Here is a 15,178-nt window from a genome sequence, read left to right as displayed (position 1 = left end):
TCAAGCCGCGCGCGCAGCCGAGCAGAAGGCCGAGATCAGGTCTGCATCCTTCACCCCCGGGGCAGATTCCACTCCGGACGAGGTGTCTAAAAGCGGAGCCCTCGTTCGCTGGAGCGCATCGGCCACATTGCGGGGCGTCAGACCGCCGGCCAAGCCCCAAGCCACAGCCCCGTTCCACCCTGCCAGCAGCGACCAATCGAAGCTGAGACCCATACCGCCCGGCAAGGTGCCCGCAGGTGTTTTGGCGTCGAAAAGCACCAGATCGACCGCGTCGGCGTAAGTGTGTGCTCTCTCCAAGTCAGCGGCACTGCTGATCGAGACTGCCTTCCACACCGGGAGACCAAAGCGTGCCCTCACTTGTGCAGAGCGCTCTACAGTTTCGCTACCATGGAGCTGAATGGCCGAGAGGCCGGCAGCTGCAACGGCTTCTCCGATGAAGGAATCGTCCGCATCCACGAAGAGGCCAACTTTGCCGATCCTTCCTGCTGCCCGGTCGCCTAGCGCAGCCGCCTCGGCCATAGACACGTTGCGGGGACTACGCTGGCAAAAAACAAAGCCAACGTGATCGGCGCGCGAGCGGATCGTCGCATCAAGCGCCATGGGAGACTTGATGCCGCAGATCTTTATGGCAGGCGCCTGATTCATGCAGCGCCCTTAGGGCAAGCTGCCGCGCCGCGCAAAGGTGCGCGGCGCGATTACGGTTCACGGTGCGAGTTCGAACTGCACCGTGACGTTGACGGCGTTCTCCAACACTCCGCCCATGACCGGCGGCGGCGGAGCATCGGCGCGCTGCGCTGTCACCTTCATCTCACGGTACATAGCGGGTTGTGGTGCGTAACTACCGGCCTCACTGATCGATGTAATACCGGCCACGCGCAGACCGGCGGCTGTCGCGTAAAGCTGCGCCCGCTGACGCGCGACTTTCATCGCTTCGGCGCGGGCTTCATCAAGGGCGGCCTCTGGCTTGGCGAGCATGAAGTTGGGGCCATTGACCTGATTCGCGCCGGCAGAGACGAGCGCATCGATGACTTTGCCATAGTCACCCAGCTTGCGCTGCTTGACCGAGACGTTGTTGGTCACCTGATAGCCGACGATCCGCTGCTCCTGCTCCACATAACTCCCATCAGGAAGCCGTTTCGGTTGAGCGTAGACCGGGTTGAGATTCAGGTTGCTCGTCTGGATGTCCCGGTCGGCTATGCCAGCTCGCTTCAGGCCCGCGATGACCTGAGTCATCTTGCGCGAGTTCTCCGCAAGGGCCCCGCTAGCGGTGTCGCCCTGAGTGGTGACGCCTGCGTTGAACAGCGCCATGTCCGGCTGCTGTGTCGAGGTGCCCTCGGCGGTCACGGTCAGTAGCGTATGTCCGGCAGCAATCGAGGGGATAGGCGCGGGCACTTGCGCGAGGGCGGGCGTACCCAGAGCGGCGAGCGTCGCCGCAAAGGCGATTGAAATAGGCTTCATGTGAGTTCCTCCATCCACTGCCTGGCCGAACGATCTGAGGCTGGTCAGGTTGCGCGAGGCTGAACCGATTAACAAAGATGATGCCCCTTGCCGCGTGGCAGCGGTGTCAGAGAGTCGCCTCGATGGCCCGTGCCGCCGCCAGCGGATCGTCGGCGCGGCTGATCGGACGGCCGACTACCAGAACGGACGCGCCGGCGTCGCGAGCCTGGCGAGGAGTCACAGTCCGCTTCTGATCTCCCGTTTCCCGACCGGTGTCCGGGCGCAGGCCGGGAACCACGAAGAAGCCGTCCTTCCACTGTTGGCGGACGGCACCGACTTCATGTCCAGAGCATACGACGCCGTCGAGGCCCGCAGAGTGAGCCAGTTCTGCCAGGCGGAGCGCCTGGTCATGTGCGCTGCAGGACAGACCAGTGGCTGACAGGTCCCTATCGTCGAGGCTGGTGAGGACCGTGACCGCCACAACCTTGCAGCGCTCGTCGGCGGCGGCCTTCGCATCCTCCATCATCGCACGGCCACCCGCGGCGTGAACCGTGACGATTGCGGGCTCCAGCACGTGAATTGCCTGCATTGCAGCTGCCACGGTGTTTGGAATATCGTGCAGCTTGAGGTCCAGGAAAATTGGCAAACCCAGCTTATGCAGCTCCATCACGCCATGATGGCCGTGAGCGCAAAAGAACTCGAGCCCCAGCTTGATCCCGCCGACATGGCCGGCGACCTTTCGCGCTAGAGCCTCCGCAGCGTCGAAGCGGGGAAGGTCGAGCGCGAGGTAGACGGGATTGAGGTTCATTTCTGCCGTTTCCAGAGTCAGGCTTCGGGACCCGCTGCACTTCGATTCGCTGCAGGTTCGGGGATGGATGTCGTTGTTTCTTCCAGCGTGCTGGGTACCGGAGCCGAGCTGGTGGCCAGCATCGTGTTCTCGAGCGAATGGATGCGCCGCTTCAGGCGCCACTTTCCGGTCCGATGAACAAGCCACATTGGCACCGCGCCCAGGAGAAAGAACACCAGCGCCACGATCCCGACCGGCCACTCGAAGTGGACGTAGTTCCCCCCGTCCAGCGGCCAGAAGTTGACCGGTACCTTGGTCCAGTTCATCGCGATGAAAGCGACAAGGATCGCCGTCAGTATGATCCAGACGATCGTGCGGATGATCTGCATGGTCTCGCTCCCTCCCGCCTCAGAGCACGATGCTAAGCGTTAACATCGTGCTTGGGAACCCTGAACGGGCAGCCTCAGCCGCCGAAAACGCGAACGAAGATGCGGTCCACTTCCTTGAAGTGATATCCGAGGTCGAACTTCTCCTCGATTGTCTGGGCAGGCAGAGCTGCAGCAACCTCCGGATCGGCCTTGAGGAGTTTCAGCAAGGAGAGCTGTCCGTCGGCTTCCCAAACCTTCATCGCGTTGCGCTGAACGAGGCGGTAGGATTCGTCCCGGCTGAGGCCAGCTTGGGTAAGGGCAAGGAGGACGCGCTGCGAGTGCACAAGGCCGCCCATGCGATCGAGGTTCTTCTGCATCCGCTCGGGATAGACCAGCAGCTTGTCGATCACGCCGGTTAGACGGGCGAGCGCGAAGTCGAGGGTGATCGTCGCGTCGGGGCCGATGAAGCGCTCGACGGAGGAGTGGGAGATATCGCGCTCATGCCAAAGCGCGACGTTCTCCATAGCGGGAAGCGCGTAAGAGCGAATCATGCGGGCCTGCCCCGTGAGGTTTTCGGTGAGTACCGGGTTCCGCTTGTGCGGCATCGCGCTCGAGCCCTTCTGCCCTGGCGAGAAATATTCCTCCGCTTCAAGAACTTCGGTGCGCTGGAGGTGGCGAACCTCGATGGCCAAACGCTCGATGGAGCTGGCGATGACAGCCAGTACGGCGAAGAACATCGCGTGGCGATCGCGCGGAATAACCTGGGTGGAAATCGGCTCGACTTCGAGGCCCAGTTTCTCGGCGACGTATGCCTCCACCGACGGGTCAACGTTGGCGAAAGTGCCCACCGCGCCGGAGATGGCGCACGTCGCGATCTCCTCGCGCGCGGCGACCAGGCGCGTCCGGCAGCGAGCGAATTCGGCATACGCTTGCGCCAGCTTCAGGCCGAATGTGACGGGTTCCGCGTGGATGCCGTGGCTGCGACCGATGGTGGGGGTGTACTTGTGCTCTTCGGCGCGCCGCTTGATGGCAGCGAGGAGGGCGTCGAGATCCTCCAGGAGGATATCTGCCGCACGGGCGAGCTGAACGTTCAGCGTGGTATCCAGCACGTCCGAACTCGTCATACCCTGGTGCATGAACCGCGCTTCCGGGCCGACTTGCTGTGCCACCCAATCAAGGAAGGCGATGACATCGTGCTTGGTGACGGCTTCAATGGCGTCGATCGCCGCAACGTCGATCTTGGGGCGGGTCGCCCACCAGTCCCAGAGTGCCTTCCCGGCGCTTTCCGGTACAACGCCGAGCTCACCCATCTTGACCGCCGCGTGTGCTTCGATCTCGAACCAAATGCGGTAGCGCGCTTCGGGCTCCCAGATCGCGGTCATCGCGGGACGGGCGTAGCGGGGTACCATTGCGAACTCCTTCGGCTGTCATTGAAGGCTGCTCGCCTTCGTCGGAGCCGCTAGGAGGCGGGCCAGCGAAAGTCCAGCCGGGTTTCGCCAGTCGTACTTCCGAGGGAATCGAAACGGCGCTCGACGATCATGCCACTGCCGCCGCTGTCGATGGCGACGACGGTGGAACAGCGGGTGCCATAAACGCCGTCACGGATGAACACCGGAGCGAACCGCGGCTCGGGCCCTTCCCGGGGACGGGCGAGAGTCGAGTCAGGCGTTTCTGAGCGCATGGAGACGAGCAGGGCGGCTACATCGCTGCTATCCTGCGCCATCCATTCAGACACCGCAGCTTCAACCCGTCGTGTCTTGGGCCACCGGTCATGAAAACCACCGTTAGAGAGACCATGAACACCTGGAGCCAGTGGTGCGGTGCGCACTTCGGGAAAGTTAGACAGGAACCACGCATCCGCACCATCGACATGAATGACATTGAACGCATTCATGTCAGCGACGTGCTCGGGAACGCGACCTTCCAGCAAGTCAGTGACGAGTTTTCCGCGCGAAGGCCGATTGGGCTGCGGGCCTTCGGGTTGGCGGAAATTTGTCACGAGAGCAAAGCGGCCTGCCTCGTGAATGCCGAGCCAAGTTCCGCCGCTTGTGAGGTCGCGGCCTGCGATGATGCCGGGCACGTCGTCCCAAGCGGCGAGCGGAGCAGCAGGTCGAGCGTGGAATTCATCACGGTTACCCGCAACGACCAATCGCCACCGTGGATGCGCCTTCCATGCGACTGCGGCAACGCACATCAGATCAGTCCCTTAGCGCGCAGCGACACGTGCCCTTCGCGACCAATCACGATATGATCGTGTACGGTTACGCCCAGAAGCCGACCCACTTCGGCTATGCGATTGGTGATTTCGATATCGGCCCGGCTGGGCTGCGCGTTCCCGCTGGGATGATTGTGGACGAGAATCAGCGCCGTGGCACCCAGATCAAGGGCCCTGCGGATGACCTCTCGGGGATGGATTGCCGCTTCGTCGATCGAACCGTCGCCCACATGCTCATCGAGGATCAGCATGTTGCGTGCGTTGAGGTATAGAACGCGGACCCGCTCGCGGGTGAGGTGGGCCATATCGATAGTGAGGTAATCGATCAGCGACTGCCAGGAGCCGATCACCGGTGCCTCCCGCACGCGCTGGCGCGCCAGGCGACGCGCCGCCAGCGTGACGACCTTGAGCGCGGCGGCTGTTGCCTCGCCCATCCCGGGATGAGCCGCGAGTGTCCGCGCATCGGCGGTGAGCACACCCGCAAGGGAACCAAAGCGGTCCAGCAATGTTCGAGCGAGCGGCTTCATGTCCCGCCGTGGAACTGCCTGCATCAGTAGCAATTCGATAACCTCGTGATCGCCAAGCGCTTCGTCGCCGCCCTCCAGCAGACGCTGCCGCAGCCGCCCGCGATGGCCGCTGGCGTCCTGGCCGGGAGGCGGCGGAGCATCCTGGGGTGCTCCGAAGAAGTCGGGTTCGTCAGCCATCGTCGGGGAATTCATTGCCTTTCAAGGTTCGCCAGCGCAAGTGAGGCAACGGATGGTTGAAGAGGACAATTTGCCGGCCGAGGAAAGCTCGATGCAGCCGCCCAGGAGGCGGCTTCGTTTGCTGCTGGGCGGTGCATTGCTCGTGCTGGCCCTCGTGCTTGCGTACGCTTGGCTGAGCCGGAAGACGATCGCGGGCGACTATATAGCGGGCCAACTCTCTGAGTTGGGTCTCGCGGGCACCTACGAAGTCACTGCGGTCGGTCCGGACGAGCAGATCATCCGCAACCTTGTGATCGGCGATCCGGACAGTCCAGACCTCACCGTCGCAGAGGTGCGAGTGGCAACCCGGCTGCGATTCGGCCTTCCCGGCATCGGCCGGATCACGCTGGTGCGGCCGCGGCTCTATGGCAGCATTGAAGGCGGCCAGCCAAGCTTCGGCGCTCTGGACAAAGTGCTGTTCACCGGAAGCAAAGAGCCTTTCCGGCTGCCTGACCTCGACATCGCGGTCATCGACGGGCGAGCTGCAATCCAGACGGATTACGGGTCGGTTGGTATCAAGCTTGATGGCGCGGGGTCGCTTCGCAACGGATTCACGGGCGCGATGGCAGCGGTAGCTCCCAGGCTCGCCCTCGACGGGTGCACGATCACCCAAGCGACCGCATACGCCCGGATAACAGTGAAAGCCGAAAGGCCGCGTCTTTCAGGTCCGTTGCGACTGGACACTCTAGAATGTGCTGAACCGCGCCTGCGACTTGCCAGAGGCGGCATGAAGGTGGACGTCACTCTCGGGCAGTCTCTCGACAGCCTCGAGGGGCAGCTTGAGCTCAGGACCGGCCGCGCTAAAGTGGAAGAGAGCGCCCTCCAGCGGCTGGGAGGTGCAGCGCACTTCACGTATCGCAATGACCAACTGACCGCACGGTACGATCTTTCCGCCAGGGATCTGCGTACGACGAACGTCACTGCAGGGCGCATTCAACTCTCCGGGCGTTTGCGAGCAGGGCCGCGATTGGCACGGCTCCAGATTGAGGGCGATGTCGAGGCGAGCGACGTGGCCAGTGGTGCGATGCTGGATGGCGTCCTCGCGCGAGCGCAACAGGGTGGGGAGGGCACGTTGCTCGCACCTCTCCTGGCTCGGTTCCGCAGCGCGCTGGCACGCGAATCGCAGAACAGCACTCTTGATGGCAACTTCCTCGCGCGGGGCAGCAAGGACGGGTTTTCCGTCGTCGTTCCGCGCGCGAGTCTCCGGGGCAGGAGCAGGCAGGCACTGCTTGCGGTTTCGCGGGTGCAGATTCTCACGAAAGACGATGCCTTGGCACGCATCAGCGGAAATTACGCCACAGGGGGCGAGGGCTTGCCGCGAATCGCCGGACGCGTCGAACGGACAGAGAACGGGAACGTGGCGGTGCGCATGCAGATGCCCGAGTACCGCGCCGGTGACGCCAGTCTCGCACTACCGAAGTTTGCCGCAGTTCAATCTTCCGCTGGCGAGTTCAGCTTTGCCGGTGAAATGCACATGAGCGGCGATCTCCCCGGCGGTCGCGCAGAAAACTTGATTCTGCCGGTTGATGGCGTCTGGGCGGGCGGCTCGCTCGCGCTCTGGCCCAAGTGTACCGAGGTGCGGTTCGATGGCCTTTCGGTCGCCAACCTCTCGATCGATCGGCGCCGGCTGACCGTCTGTCCTGTGCGCGGCCGCCCGCTTGTGCGCCTCGCTTCCGGGAACGTGAACGTTGCCGGCGGAGTCGCTGCGCTCGATCTGACCGGCCGGCTCGGCCAGACTCCGATTCGCATCGCCAGCGGACCCGTCGGATTCGCCTACCCCGGCCTGATAACTGCCAGGCAAGTTGATGTCAGCCTCGGACCCGTCGACACTGCGTCGCGCTTCCGTATCGCAAGCCTCACCGCTCGCGCAGAGCAAGAGCTGAGTGGCAGCTTTGACGGTTCCGACGTCTTGCTCAACGGTGTGCCGCTGGACCTGCATAACACGCGCGGTGATTGGCGGTATGCCGGCGGTGTCCTCACGTTGAGCGATGCCGCCTTTCGACTTGAGGACCGCGAGCAGGTCGATCGCTTTCAGCCGCTTGTCGCCCGCGATGCGAGCCTTACGCTGAAGAACAACGTGATTGAGGCTCGGGCGCTTCTACGTGAACCGCAGAGCGACCGCTCGGTCGTGCTGGCGACGATCCAGCACGATCTTTCCACCGGCCGCGGCCGTGCCGATCTTGCGGTTGAGGGTGTCACGTTCGACAAGGATCTCCAGCCTGAAACGCTCACCACTCTGGCATTGGGCGTCATTGCCAATACCGAAGGGAGCGTGCGCGGGCGCGGCCGGATAGCCTGGAACGAAGTGGGTGTGACCAGCACCGGCAGTTTTTCTACGGACAAGTTTGACTTCGCCGCCGCCTTTGGCCCGGTCCAGGGTGTGTCGGGAACGATCCGATTTACAGATCTCCTTGGCCTCGTCACGGCGCCGGACCAGCGGCTGCGCGTCGCATCGATCAATCCCGGCATTGAGGTCAATGAGGGCGAGATCACGTTCGCACTGCAGTCGGGCTACGTGGTGGATGTCCGGGGAGGGCAGTGGCCCTTTATGGGCGGAACTCTCCGGCTGTTGCCGACACGGATGATCGTCGGGAGCGATGATGTGCAACGCTATACGCTGGAACTGACCGGCGCCGATGCCGCTCTGTTCGTGCAGCGTCTCGAAATCGCGAATCTCAACGCGACGGGCATCTTCGACGGCACACTTCCGCTTGTATTCGATCAGAACGGCGGCCGCGTGGTCGACGGCCTGCTTAACTCCCGGCCACCCGGCGGCAACGTCTCTTACGTGGGGGAGCTCACGTACAAGGACCTGTCGCCGATGGCTAACTTCGCCTTCGATGCGCTGCGCTCCCTCGATTACCGCGAGATGAGCATCGGCATGAACGGCGCCATCGAGGGAGAGATCATCACGCGTCTGCGCTTCTCGGGCGTTACGCAGGGCGAGGGCGCTTCTCGAAACTTCATCACGCGGCGGATCGGTAAGCTGCCGATCCAGTTCAACGTGAACCTGCGTGCTCCGTTTCTGCAACTCATCACGTCGTTCAAGTCGCTCTACGACTCTTCGTATGTCCGCGATCCGCGCTCGCTCGGCTTGCTCGATGCCGACGGACGTCCGCTGCCGCGGCTCAGAACCCCCAGCGTAACGATCGACACCTCGGACAACCCCATTCAGCCTCCCGCAAGCGAGACAATGCCATGACGTTCCGACATCTGACCGCCTCCAATCCGCCGACGTCACGAGATGGCGTCCGGCAGGAGCGATCAAAGACGGACAGCTTAAGCCGCTGCGGCATCGCAGTGGCGGTGTTGCTGGGAGGTGCGATGGCGCTGGCAGGCTGCATTTCGGTGAACGCTCCCGACAAGCCCATCGTCATTGAGCTGAACATCAACATCAAGCAGGAGGTAATCTACCGCCTTGCTGAAGACGTGAAGCAGAACATCGAAGCCAATCCGGAAATTTTCTGATGAAACACCTCGTTCAATTATCCTTGCGCCGCTGGAGCATCTTGGCTGGCGCTGCTGCGTTGGCGGCCACTGGCGTTGCTAGTCCAGTCTGGGCTCAGCGCGATCCGGCTTACGCGGCAGCACGCGCCGCTGGTCAGATCGGTGAGAAGCCCGACGGCTACCTTGGTGTCGTGGGCGGAGCCTCGCCTGACGTTCGCGCGCTCGTCGATAAGATCAACATCCAGCGCCGCGCCAATTACACGCAGCGGGCTTCCGCGCAGAACGCTACTGTCGAGGAGTATGCCTTTACCCAAGGCTGCATCCTCATCCAACGCACCGCTCCTGGCGAAAAGTACCAGGCTCCGGGCGGCGGTTGGCAGACGCGCGGCTCTGGCGCCCCTGAGCGCGATCCACGTTGTCCTTGATCGGCTTCGGAGCGGGGATGTAGCTGTAGCGTCTAGGCCGCAGTACCAGCGCACCTTGGACACATGCTCGGGATAAACCCGATCATCGCTGCTGCACTGGTTGACTTGGTACTAGCCCCATCTTAATGGGCCGGTGCCTACGGCGGGCAGGTCGTCGGGCGTGTCACAAGTTCCTGATGAAAATGGGGGGCTGGCATGAACGATGATGCTGACGCACGAGATCCTGTTGGCGAGGATGCGCGCATTAATGCGCTTGACGAGCGGCTTCGTAGCGCTCGAGAGCGTGAGGGTGAGCGCATCAAGACGGCGGGGAACCCGGAGTCGGACGATAGTTATCGTGCCGGAAACCGTGTTCTCGCTGACTTGTTGGGGGGTATCGTGGGAGGCGTGTTCTTAGGCTGGGTGATTGATCACTTTGCCGGAACCGCGCCCTGGGGTCTGTTGGTGATGATGTTCCTTGGGATCATCGTCGCTTTCAGGAACATCATCCGGATGTCGAACCGGCGTTCCGACTGATCCTGCTGGATTTGCTCGGGCGCTGTTGCGCATGTTCTAGGTAAGGCAAGAGGCAAGACGTGGCAGCCGAGGCGGGCAAAGTCGATCCGATGCATCAGTTCACTATCGAACCCCTGTTCGGTACGGAGAGCTGGCAGATCGCAGGCTACCATATACCCTTCACCAACTCAGCGTTGTGGATGGCAATATCGGCTGCTCTGCTGGTGCTATTTGTTGCTGGCGGCATGAAGCGGCAGCTTGTTCCCGGCCGATGGCAGATGGCCGTGGAAAGCTTCACCGGCTTCATTGACGGCCTGCTCGCAGCAAACGTCGGTCCGGCCGGGAAAAAGTATGTCCCGTACCTCTTCTCGCTGTTCATGTTCATCCTGTTTGCGAACTTCCTCGGACTGCTCCCGCTTGGAGTGATCGGGCTGCACGCATTCACGTTCACCAGTCACTTTTCGGCCACGGGTGTCCTCGCGATCCTGACCTTTGCGATCGTGATCATCGTTGGCTTTGTGCGGCACGGTTTGCACTTCTTCTCACTGTTCGTGCCCCACGGTACGCCGTTATTGATGATCCCTCTGATCTTTGTGGTCGAGCTGATCTCATTCCTGGTTCGTCCGTTCAGCCTCGGCTTGCGACTGTTCGTGGCCATGATGGCCGGGCACGTTCTGCTGGAAGTGCTCTCCAGCTTCGTCATCAGCAGCGGCAATGCGAATATCGGCCTGTTTGCGATAGCCGGTCTGCCCAGCTTCATCCTCATGGTCGGTATCTGTGCGCTCGAGCTGCTCGTCGCCGGCATCCAGGCCTATGTTTTCGCGCTTCTCACCTGCGTCTACTTGAACGACGCTGAGAACCTTCACTGATCTTTCTCGACTAACGGTTTTAAAAAGGGAGTTTTTGAAATGGACGCAGAAGCTGCAAAGCTGCTTGGTGCCGGTCTCGCTGCAATCGGTTGCGGTCTCGCCTCCATCGGCGTGGGTTCGGTTTTCGCCAAGTTCCTCGAAGGCGCGCTGCGCAACCCGGGCGCTGCCGACGCGCAGCAGGGCCGTCTGTTCATCGGCTTCGCCGGTGCCGAGCTTCTGGGCCTGCTCTCGTTCGTCGTCGCGGCGCTGCTGATCTTCGCCTGATCAGTTGAACGTTGGTGCTGGCTGCATCGCCCTGAGGCGATGCAGCCGCGCCGCCCGCGCGAGTATTACCGTTTCCAGACAGGGCTGATCCATGCCTCAGATCGCACAGCTGGGCGAATTCTATGCCAGCCAGATCTTCTGGCTGCTCATCTTCTTCGGCCTCATCTTCTTCGTCGTGGGACGTGGAATGGTGCCCAAGGTGATGGACACCGTCGCACAGCGAGACAACCAGATTGCTGATGACCTCGCCGCCGCCGAACGCGCTCGCGCTGAAGCGGATGCCGAGGAAGAAGCTTGGCGTACGCGTGAAAACGCTAACCGCGCCGAGGCGCAATCAGTAATTGCAGAGGCTCGCGCAAAGGCGGCCGCTGCTTCGGCCGAGCGCCTTGCCGTAGCGCAACGCGTGGTTGACGAGCGGCTTGCCACCGCAGAAGTTCGCATCTCCGAGGCGCGTGTTTCTGCCGTCGCAGAGATTGAGAATGTTGCGGCTGACGCGGCCCGTGACATTGTGAGCCGCATTGCTGGTCTCTCGGTTGAGGAAAGCGCCGCACGGTCCGCAGTCAAGGAAACGATGGCTCATGGCTGATACTGCAATGCCTGAAGCGGAACATGGTATTCCCGCCGAAAACGGTGTGCACGCCGGCGTTGAAACTCACCATGCCGAGCCGTTGCTACTGGGAGTGGCGCCGCCCGTTGCGGTTGTCAGTGCCTCGATGCTGGTGCTTATCCTGATCGCTCTGTGGAAGGGCGCTCACAAGATGGTGACTGGCGGCCTCGACGCTAAGATCAATGAGATCAAGGCTCAGCTGGCAGAGGCTAAGGTGCTTCGTTCCGAGGCCGAAGCGCTCCGCAGGGAGTACGCTGACAAAATTGCTAACGCCGAGAAGGACGCGACGTCCATGATCGAGCACGCGCGGCATGAAGCCCAGGCAATTGTTGCTAAGGCCGAAACGGATACCCGCGATTTGATTGCCCGTCGCGAGAAGATGGCGGAGGATCGCATTGGTGCTGCCGAACTGGCTGCGTTGGCCGAAGTCCGCGCCAAAGCTGCGTTGGCTGCCACAGGTGCAGCGCAAGATCTGATCCGCCGCAACTATACGGCGGAAGCGGATCGAACTCTGGTGGAGCAGTCGATCAGCACGATATGATCGTTTTCGCTTTCGCTGAGTGACGAGAGGCCCTCATCGTTGATGAGGGCTTTTCTTTTGTCCTCTCAAGTTACGCTCGCAAGGCGCCAAACTCACCATCTCAGCGGATTGCCGGCGATCGTTGGGGCGCGAGTTGGCGGCGTAGAAAACGTCAGAAATTATCCTTGGCTGCCCGCAGAGCGGCGAACGTCGCTACCGCGTCCCCGCCTTCTGTCCACCTGCCTTGAAGATGCGGATCATCAGCGCGCAGGAACGGGTTCGTGGCAAGTTCACGCTCCAGCCGTGTAGGCACCGTTGGTAGATCGCGCGCGCGTCTAGCGGCGATCTCCCTTGCGTACTCCGCCAGCGCAACATTGTCGGGGTCGGCATGCAGCGCAAAGCGGGCGTTTGATGCAGTATATTCGTGTGCACAGTACAGCAGAGTCTCAGGCGGCAGCGCCTTGAGCCGCGAGAGGCTTTGCCAGAACTGGGAGGGTGACCCTTCAAACATGCGACCGCAGCCAAGAGCGAAAAGCGAATCCCCCACAAATGCGAGGTGAGCTTCGGGCAAATGGAAGGCCACGTGACCCATGGTATGGCCACCGACGTCGATGACGCGCGCGCTGTAGTCTCCGATCCGGACAATGTCGCCATCTCGCACCGCACGATCGATGCTCTCGATCTTCGACGCCTCTCCTTCGGGAGCGATGACCTGGCAGTGCGTGGCGGCCTTGATGGCGGCGTTTCCGCCGGCGTGGTCCGGGTGCCAATGCGTGTTCCAAATCTGAGTGATCTGCCAGCCTCGGTGGCGCGCCTGGCTCAGGTACTCGTCGGCGTCCGGCGTGTCGATGCAGACGGTCTCCTGGCTTTCCGAGTCATGCAGCAGGAAGCCGTAGTTGTCGGACAGGCACGGGAACTGGTGGACTTCGAGCATCACATATCTCCTCGTCGAGCGGTTCTAGCCGTCTCAACGCAAAGAAAAAGCCCGCTCGGCGAACCGGACGGGCTTTTGCTTGTGGTCTAGGTCTCGGCCGAGGCCGACAGGATGCGCAGGCGACGTCCTGGAACGCCGCCTGAGCTTTGGCCTTAGCGGTTCTTGAGCGCCTCGCCGAGGATGTCGCCGAGCGACGCACCCGAGTCCGACGAACCGTACTGTTCAACGGCTTCCTTCTCTTCGGCGAGCTGGCGCGCCTTGACAGAGAAGTTGGGCTTCTTGGAGCGATCGAAGCCGATGACCATGGCGTCGAGCTTCTGACCCACCTGGAAGCGATCAGGACGCTGTTCGTCGCGATCGCGGCCGAGGTCGGAACGCTTGATGAAGCCAGTGGCGCCATCGTCGCCGGCCTGTACTTCAAGACCGCCGTCCCGAACTTCGAGGATCGTGACCGTGACGACTTCGCCACGACGCAGCGAACCAGTGCCGCCGGTTGCGACGCCGCCAGCTGCCGGAGCACCACGCTCGAGCTGCTTCATGCCGAGGCTGATGCGCTCCTTCTCGACGTCAACGTCGAGAACGACAGCCGAGACCTGCTCACCCTTGCGGTGCAGAGCCAGCGCGTCTTCGCCCGAGATGCCCCAAGCGATGTCGGACATGTGGACCATGCCGTCCACGTCGCCATCGAGGCCGATGAACAGACCGAACTCGGTCGCGTTCTTGACTTCGCCTTCGACCTGCGAACCAACCGGGTGCTTCTCGGCGAAATCTTCCCAGGGGTTGCCGATGGCCTGCTTGAGACCAAGGCTGATGCGACGCTTCTCGGAATCGACTTCGAGCACGACGACGTCGACTTCCTGCGAGGTCGAGACGATCTTGCCGGGGTGGACGTTCTTCTTGGTCCACGACATCTCGGACACGTGGACGAGGCCTTCGATGCCCGGTTCCAGTTCGACGAACGCACCGTACTCGGTGATGTTGGTGACGGTTCCGTGCAGCTTGGCGCCGACCGGGTACTTGACGGTCGCACCTTCCCAAGGATCGCTCTCGAGCTGCTTCATGCCGAGCGAGATGCGCTGCGTCTCGGAGTTGATGCGGATGATCTGCACCTTGACGGTGTCACCGATGTTGATGACTTCGCTCGGGTGGTTGACGCGCTTGTAGCTCATGTCGGTGACATGGAGCAGGCCGTCGATGCCGCCGAGATCGACGAACGCACCGTAGTCAGTGATGTTCTTGACGACGCCCTCGATCACCTGACCCTCGGTCAGCTTGTCGATCAGCTCGCTGCGCTGTTCAGCGCGGGTTTCCTCGAGGACGGCGCGGCGCGACACGACGATGTTGCCGCGGCGGCGATCCATCTTGAGAATCTGGAAGGGCTGGGGGATGTCCATCAACGGGCCGACGTCGCGGACCGGACGGATATCGACTTGTGAGCCAGGCAGGAAGGCTACGGCGCCGTCGAGATCGACGGTGAAGCCACCCTTTACGCGGCCGAAGATCACACCGTCCACGCGCTTGCCTTCGCCGAACTCGCTCTCAAGCTTGTCCCAGGCGGCTTCGCGGCGCGCACGGTCACGCGACAGCATCGCTTCGCCGTCTGCGTTCTCGACGCGGTCGACGTAGACTTCGACTTCATCACCGACCTTCAGGCCGTGATCGTCTTCGCCGCGGGCGAATTCGCGCAGTGACACGCGGCCTTCGCTCTTGAGGCCGACGTCGATGACGGCCTTGTCGTTTTCGATTGCGGTGATGGTGCCCTTGACGACGCGGCCCTCAAAGCCTTCATCGCCGGCTCCACCAAGCTGCTCGTCGAGCATTTTCGCGAAATCATCGCGAGTGGGATTTGCCATAGTGGCCATGCTTAAGTGTCTCTCTTGTGTTGTTTTTTCCGGCCAGGCGGTTGGTTCCGCCGGTCTTTCCTCCGCTGCCGCACCATGCGGACAAGCGGGCCAAAAAGGGCCGAACTGCCGCGGCGGCCGAACACCGGTCGCGGCGTCCTTCAGAGTCGGTTGCCCCTGTCAGACCGGCGGCGCTTATGCCTCTAAGGCGTCAAAAGCAAGGAAA

At 62.2% G+C, this 15,178-nt stretch carries 17 protein-coding genes; 8 read left to right on the top strand and 9 right to left on the bottom strand.

Annotated elements, in window-relative coordinates; genetic code table 11:
• The 7 genes from ABVV53_RS03880 to radC all read right to left on the bottom strand — a co-directional run bounded on the left by ABVV53_RS03880 (position 1) and on the right by radC (position 5,511).
• Positions 1 to 645 carry a phosphoribosylanthranilate isomerase gene (locus tag ABVV53_RS03880; RefSeq protein WP_353983037.1) on the bottom strand — a complete coding sequence of 215 codons (645 nt, stop codon included), beginning with the start codon at positions 643 to 645 and terminating at the stop codon, positions 1 to 3.
• A gap of 57 nt (positions 646 to 702) precedes the next feature.
• Complete coding sequence (locus ABVV53_RS03875; RefSeq protein ID WP_353983035.1) at positions 703 to 1,458, bottom strand: SIMPL domain-containing protein; 756 nt, start codon at positions 1,456 to 1,458, stop codon at positions 703 to 705.
• Positions 1,459 to 1,564: 106 nt separating this feature from the next.
• A complete protein-coding gene (gene pyrF / locus ABVV53_RS03870; protein ID WP_353983033.1) occupies positions 1,565 to 2,245 on the bottom strand; it encodes an orotidine-5'-phosphate decarboxylase in 681 nt (226 codons plus the stop codon).
• Between the two features lie 17 nt (positions 2,246 to 2,262).
• On the bottom strand, positions 2,263 to 2,613 hold the full coding sequence (locus ABVV53_RS03865) for a LapA family protein (protein WP_353983032.1): 351 nt from the start codon (positions 2,611 to 2,613) through the stop codon (positions 2,263 to 2,265).
• Positions 2,614 to 2,687: 74 nt separating this feature from the next.
• Complete coding sequence (purB, locus tag ABVV53_RS03860) at positions 2,688 to 4,001, bottom strand: adenylosuccinate lyase (RefSeq protein ID WP_353983030.1); 1,314 nt, start codon at positions 3,999 to 4,001, stop codon at positions 2,688 to 2,690.
• A gap of 50 nt (positions 4,002 to 4,051) precedes the next feature.
• On the bottom strand, positions 4,052 to 4,786 hold the full coding sequence (locus ABVV53_RS03855; protein WP_353983029.1) for an NRDE family protein: 735 nt from the start codon (positions 4,784 to 4,786) through the stop codon (positions 4,052 to 4,054).
• Positions 4,786 to 5,511, bottom strand: coding sequence for a RadC family protein (gene radC / locus ABVV53_RS03850; protein ID WP_353983028.1), 726 nt, complete (start codon positions 5,509 to 5,511; stop codon positions 4,786 to 4,788). The genes ABVV53_RS03855 and radC overlap by 1 nt, the downstream gene beginning before the upstream one ends.
• A 52-nt stretch (positions 5,512 to 5,563) precedes the next feature.
• On the opposite strand from radC, the gene ABVV53_RS03845 reads away from it, so the two are divergent.
• The 8 genes from ABVV53_RS03845 (at position 5,564) to ABVV53_RS03810 (ending at position 12,198) form a co-directional block, all read left to right on the top strand.
• Positions 5,564 to 8,752: an intermembrane phospholipid transport protein YdbH family protein gene (locus ABVV53_RS03845; RefSeq protein ID WP_353983026.1), complete on the top strand. Its 3,189-nt coding sequence runs from the start codon at positions 5,564 to 5,566 to the stop codon at positions 8,750 to 8,752.
• A complete protein-coding gene (locus ABVV53_RS03840) occupies positions 8,749 to 9,018 on the top strand; it encodes a YnbE family lipoprotein (RefSeq protein WP_353983025.1) in 270 nt (89 codons plus the stop codon). Before ABVV53_RS03845 ends, ABVV53_RS03840 begins: the two co-directional genes overlap by 4 nt.
• A complete protein-coding gene (locus tag ABVV53_RS03835; protein ID WP_353983024.1) occupies positions 9,018 to 9,422 on the top strand; it encodes a YdbL family probable chaperone protein in 405 nt (134 codons plus the stop codon). Before ABVV53_RS03840 ends, ABVV53_RS03835 begins: the two co-directional genes overlap by 1 nt.
• Before the next feature lie 195 nt (positions 9,423 to 9,617).
• Positions 9,618 to 9,938, top strand: a complete 321-nt coding sequence (locus tag ABVV53_RS03830) for an AtpZ/AtpI family protein (RefSeq protein ID WP_353983023.1) — start codon at positions 9,618 to 9,620, stop codon at positions 9,936 to 9,938.
• Positions 9,939 to 9,997: 59 nt separating this feature from the next.
• Complete coding sequence (locus ABVV53_RS03825; RefSeq protein ID WP_353983021.1) at positions 9,998 to 10,786, top strand: F0F1 ATP synthase subunit A; 789 nt, start codon at positions 9,998 to 10,000, stop codon at positions 10,784 to 10,786.
• Positions 10,787 to 10,825: 39 nt separating this feature from the next.
• The gene (locus ABVV53_RS03820) at positions 10,826 to 11,050 is read left to right on the top strand and encodes a F0F1 ATP synthase subunit C (RefSeq protein WP_007013775.1); all 225 of its coding nucleotides are present in this window, start codon (positions 10,826 to 10,828) and stop codon (positions 11,048 to 11,050) included.
• Between the two features lie 91 nt (positions 11,051 to 11,141).
• The gene (locus ABVV53_RS03815) at positions 11,142 to 11,636 is read left to right on the top strand and encodes a F0F1 ATP synthase subunit B family protein (RefSeq protein WP_353983018.1); all 495 of its coding nucleotides are present in this window, start codon (positions 11,142 to 11,144) and stop codon (positions 11,634 to 11,636) included.
• Positions 11,629 to 12,198 carry a F0F1 ATP synthase subunit B family protein gene (locus ABVV53_RS03810; protein ID WP_353983016.1) on the top strand — a complete coding sequence of 190 codons (570 nt, stop codon included), beginning with the start codon at positions 11,629 to 11,631 and terminating at the stop codon, positions 12,196 to 12,198. The genes ABVV53_RS03815 and ABVV53_RS03810 overlap by 8 nt, the downstream gene beginning before the upstream one ends.
• A gap of 151 nt (positions 12,199 to 12,349) precedes the next feature.
• Here ABVV53_RS03810 and gloB read toward each other — a convergent pair whose 3' ends face one another.
• Positions 12,350 to 13,111, bottom strand: coding sequence for a hydroxyacylglutathione hydrolase (gene gloB, locus ABVV53_RS03805; protein ID WP_353983015.1), 762 nt, complete (start codon positions 13,109 to 13,111; stop codon positions 12,350 to 12,352).
• Between the two features lie 152 nt (positions 13,112 to 13,263).
• The gene (gene rpsA / locus ABVV53_RS03800; RefSeq protein ID WP_353983426.1) at positions 13,264 to 15,117 is read right to left on the bottom strand and encodes a 30S ribosomal protein S1; all 1,854 of its coding nucleotides are present in this window, start codon (positions 15,115 to 15,117) and stop codon (positions 13,264 to 13,266) included.
• Positions 15,118 to 15,178: the final 61 nt, after the last annotated feature.

The sequence above is a fragment of the Novosphingobium kalidii genome, from assembly GCF_040534015.1.
Classification (GTDB): Bacteria; Pseudomonadota; Alphaproteobacteria; order Sphingomonadales; family Sphingomonadaceae; genus Novosphingobium; species Novosphingobium kalidii.
This window is presented reverse-complemented; position numbering and strand designations above follow the sequence as displayed.

Coding starts and splice junctions, on each gene's coding strand:
- ABVV53_RS03880 (WP_353983037.1), bottom strand. CDS start 645: ATGAATCAGGCGCCTGCCATAAAGATCTGCGGCATCAAGTCTCCCATG.
- ABVV53_RS03875 (WP_353983035.1), bottom strand. CDS start 1,458: ATGAAGCCTATTTCAATCGCCTTTGCGGCGACGCTCGCCGCTCTGGGT.
- pyrF (WP_353983033.1), bottom strand. CDS start 2,245: ATGAACCTCAATCCCGTCTACCTCGCGCTCGACCTTCCCCGCTTCGAC.
- ABVV53_RS03865 (WP_353983032.1), bottom strand. CDS start 2,613: ATGCAGATCATCCGCACGATCGTCTGGATCATACTGACGGCGATCCTT.
- purB (WP_353983030.1), bottom strand. CDS start 4,001: ATGGTACCCCGCTACGCCCGTCCCGCGATGACCGCGATCTGGGAGCCC.
- ABVV53_RS03855 (WP_353983029.1), bottom strand. CDS start 4,786: ATGTGCGTTGCCGCAGTCGCATGGAAGGCGCATCCACGGTGGCGATTG.
- radC (WP_353983028.1), bottom strand. CDS start 5,511: ATGGCTGACGAACCCGACTTCTTCGGAGCACCCCAGGATGCTCCGCCG.
- ABVV53_RS03845 (WP_353983026.1), top strand. CDS start 5,564: ATGGTTGAAGAGGACAATTTGCCGGCCGAGGAAAGCTCGATGCAGCCG.
- ABVV53_RS03840 (WP_353983025.1), top strand. CDS start 8,749: ATGACGTTCCGACATCTGACCGCCTCCAATCCGCCGACGTCACGAGAT.
- ABVV53_RS03835 (WP_353983024.1), top strand. CDS start 9,018: ATGAAACACCTCGTTCAATTATCCTTGCGCCGCTGGAGCATCTTGGCT.
- ABVV53_RS03830 (WP_353983023.1), top strand. CDS start 9,618: ATGAACGATGATGCTGACGCACGAGATCCTGTTGGCGAGGATGCGCGC.
- ABVV53_RS03820 (WP_007013775.1), top strand. CDS start 10,826: ATGGACGCAGAAGCTGCAAAGCTGCTTGGTGCCGGTCTCGCTGCAATC.
- ABVV53_RS03815 (WP_353983018.1), top strand. CDS start 11,142: ATGCCTCAGATCGCACAGCTGGGCGAATTCTATGCCAGCCAGATCTTC.
- ABVV53_RS03810 (WP_353983016.1), top strand. CDS start 11,629: ATGGCTGATACTGCAATGCCTGAAGCGGAACATGGTATTCCCGCCGAA.
- gloB (WP_353983015.1), bottom strand. CDS start 13,111: ATGCTCGAAGTCCACCAGTTCCCGTGCCTGTCCGACAACTACGGCTTC.